4 protein-coding genes and 1 tRNA gene are annotated in these 2,514 nt (G+C 48.2%); 4 read left to right on the forward strand and 1 reads right to left on the reverse strand.

Features of this window, described 5'->3' with window-relative positions; translation table 11 throughout:
• The first annotated feature begins 106 nt into the window (after positions 1–106).
• Positions 107–295 carry a 50S ribosomal protein L37e gene (locus tag GF309_12050; GenBank protein MBD3159516.1) on the forward strand — a complete coding sequence of 63 codons (189 nt, stop codon included), beginning with the start codon at positions 107–109 and terminating at the stop codon, positions 293–295.
• Positions 296–428: 133 nt separating this feature from the next.
• Here GF309_12050 and GF309_12055 read toward each other — a convergent pair.
• A tRNA-Ala gene (locus tag GF309_12055) sits at positions 429–534 on the reverse strand.
• A 120-nt stretch (positions 535–654) separates the two neighbouring features.
• On the opposite strand from GF309_12055, the gene GF309_12060 reads away from it, so the two are divergent.
• The 3 genes from GF309_12060 to GF309_12070 all read left to right on the forward strand — a co-directional run bounded on the left by GF309_12060 (position 655) and on the right by GF309_12070 (position 2,406).
• The gene (locus tag GF309_12060; GenBank protein MBD3159517.1) at positions 655–1,251 is read left to right on the forward strand and encodes a methyltransferase domain-containing protein; all 597 of its coding nucleotides are present in this window, start codon (positions 655–657) and stop codon (positions 1,249–1,251) included.
• A gap of 50 nt (positions 1,252–1,301) precedes the next feature.
• Positions 1,302–1,820, forward strand: coding sequence for a hypothetical protein (locus GF309_12065; protein MBD3159518.1), 519 nt, complete (start codon positions 1,302–1,304; stop codon positions 1,818–1,820).
• A gap of 97 nt (positions 1,821–1,917) precedes the next feature.
• Positions 1,918–2,406, forward strand: coding sequence for a redoxin domain-containing protein (locus tag GF309_12070; protein ID MBD3159519.1), 489 nt, complete (start codon positions 1,918–1,920; stop codon positions 2,404–2,406).
• The last annotated feature ends 108 nt before the right edge of the window (positions 2,407–2,514 follow it).

Raw genomic sequence — 2,514 nt, forward strand, 5'->3', positions numbered from 1 at the left:
AGGGATTAGGGTTTACGTCAACGTTTTTAAACCAAAACCCACGAGCTTATCTCAGTAATTCGGAGTAGCATGTTCCGATAGATCATTCAAATCAGAAGTGGCTACTATGGGTAAAGGAACTCCATCCAAAGGCAAGAAAGGCAAGACAACTCACATTCGTTGTAGAAGATGTGGTAGACGATCTTACAATGTCAAGAAGAAGCGATGTGCTGCCTGTGGGTTTGGAGCCTCCAGTAAGATGAGAGACCCATCATGGTCCAACCATAAGAAGGTCAACGGAACGCGCGTCCATTAAGCTACGAGTACCTTTCTTCCCCAGCCTATCATTCTAGTCCAGACAGTGGATTTGCCGTTTGCCTAGCTTTCACTCATCATAGCATCTTGAACAGAATTACTGATAGACAGGGATAAGTTGTTTTTGGAAAAGGTGGTGGACCGGGCGTGATTTGAACACACGGCCTCCTCCACTTAAGTTGCTGGGGAAAACCCGAGCAATTGCCAAGGAGGTATTCTACCAGGCTGAACTACCGGCCCACGGTTGTATCTGTGTATTCCACAGACATTCTACTCATGTCGAATAGCGGACCGTTAAAAGAATTTTGGAGCACCCGTTAGGGCGGAGGATACAAATCGTCAGTCTTCTACAGACCGTTGATGACACGAGACGTGATGTACACACCTGTCCAGAGGATTCCATTACCAAGCTTGCCAGACAAAGGGCTAATTTTAGACATCGGAGGCGGCGGAGAGGGAATCGTTTCAAGAATCTGGCGACAAAGGGTGTGCGCAGTAGACATCCGGATGAACAAAATCAGGGAAGCACACATCTACCCTGTTAGGAACACTAACTGGTTCCTCAGTGATGGCGCCAGCCTATGTTTTGAAAGTAGAGCATTCGGCGCAGTTACGCAGTGGTTTTCACTGGCATACATGCGAACGTGGGAGAAGAAGAGAGAGGTGATTCGCGAAGCCTACAGAACACTCTCAACTGATGGCGTTCTTTCGATACTAGCCGCCAAGATAGGAGGGCAATATGAGAAATACATATTGCGGGTCCGCTTTGAGCTCCCTGATGGCACCATCTCGGAGACGGGATATGGACTCATGGGAGAGCAGACACAGAGTCCGGAGGAAGCAGAGGAAGTACTTCGGGATGTGGGATTCTCAGTCAATCATTCTGAGGGCGGCGAATACTGGTTCAGAATCGACGCGGTCAAGGGTAATGAACCGCAATCCTTTCCAAAAGCTTAAAGTGGTCAGCAAGATGCTGAACGGTTAACCGCAAAAGCAGGTAGTCAAAGATGAGCATAGCAATTTGGTGGCGACGTGGCAGTAAGCCTGGCTTGATAATGATATTCCTCGGAATTGCTGGGTTCGTCCAGATTCCGGTGATGTGGCATGCTCAGAGATACGTCCAAGTTCTCAGTGCCGAACTGCAGCTTATAGTAGCACTTGGGGCGATGGCTGTACTTGGAGGATCATACATCATCATGGCAGAGGCCATGTACCGCTGGGCAAATCTGGCCTCGAAAAGAAGAATGCGGAAACGACAGCGAGCACAGGCCGGTCCTATCCGCCGCCTCTCGATGTTTATCCGTTCCAGAGAAGATTTGCCAGCATTTGCGGGCGTTGCACTGCTTACATCCATTTTCCTCATGTTCTACTTCGCACCGTTTGGAATAGCAGGTGCCTACAATCTTCCAGCTTGGCTGGCAACACTCTCATTTCTTGATACGCTGTACCAGTATCCACTTGGCTTGAATGCAGCCGCGATTCTTACAGCACTCACTGCTTCATACCTCAATCACAAGCTCAAGTAAACACGAAAGAAGCACGTGTCGGCGAAACACAATGAAAGTCTGATACGAAGCCAAATCTTTAAGTGGATTTGGTTATGAACTATAGTGAAGTGTTACTATGAGTAGCGATCTTGATATTGGAGACAAGGCACCAGATTTTACGCTTTTGAGAGATTGGACTGGGGAGCCGGAGGAAACAATCAACCTGAGTGAGAAGCTGAAAAAGGGGCCAGTCGTTCTCGCTTTCTTCCCTGCAGCTTTCTCGGAGCCCTGCACTGAAGAGCTATGTACATTCAGGGACTCCTTGGCAGAGTATAATGAACTGGGAGCGCAAGTTCTCGGCATCTCAGTTGACGGTGTATTTGCCAATGCGGCATTCAAGGACAAAAATGACATCCAGTTCCCGATTCTTTCCGACTGGAACAAGGAAGTCATCGAGGACTACGGTGTCGTTCTTGAAAATCTCGTTGGTATGAAAAAAGTAGCCAATAGGGCTGTCTTTGTTGTCAAACAGAACGGAAAAATCGCCTACTCGTGGGTAGGTGAAAAACCGTCTAACATGCCGCCCTTTGACGAAGTCAAGAAAGCCGTCGAAGATATAGCATAGAGCCTTCCATGACACCAGTCTTGTATCCGAAAGTTGAGATGTTCTAGGCAGCACCACAAGGTGGACCTGTGGTGTACACGGATAAGTGCGCAAGTGTTTCCACAGGTA

Source organism: Candidatus Lokiarchaeota archaeon (assembly GCA_014730275.1).
In the GTDB taxonomy this organism is placed as follows: Archaea; Asgardarchaeota; Thorarchaeia; order Thorarchaeales; family Thorarchaeaceae; genus WJIL01.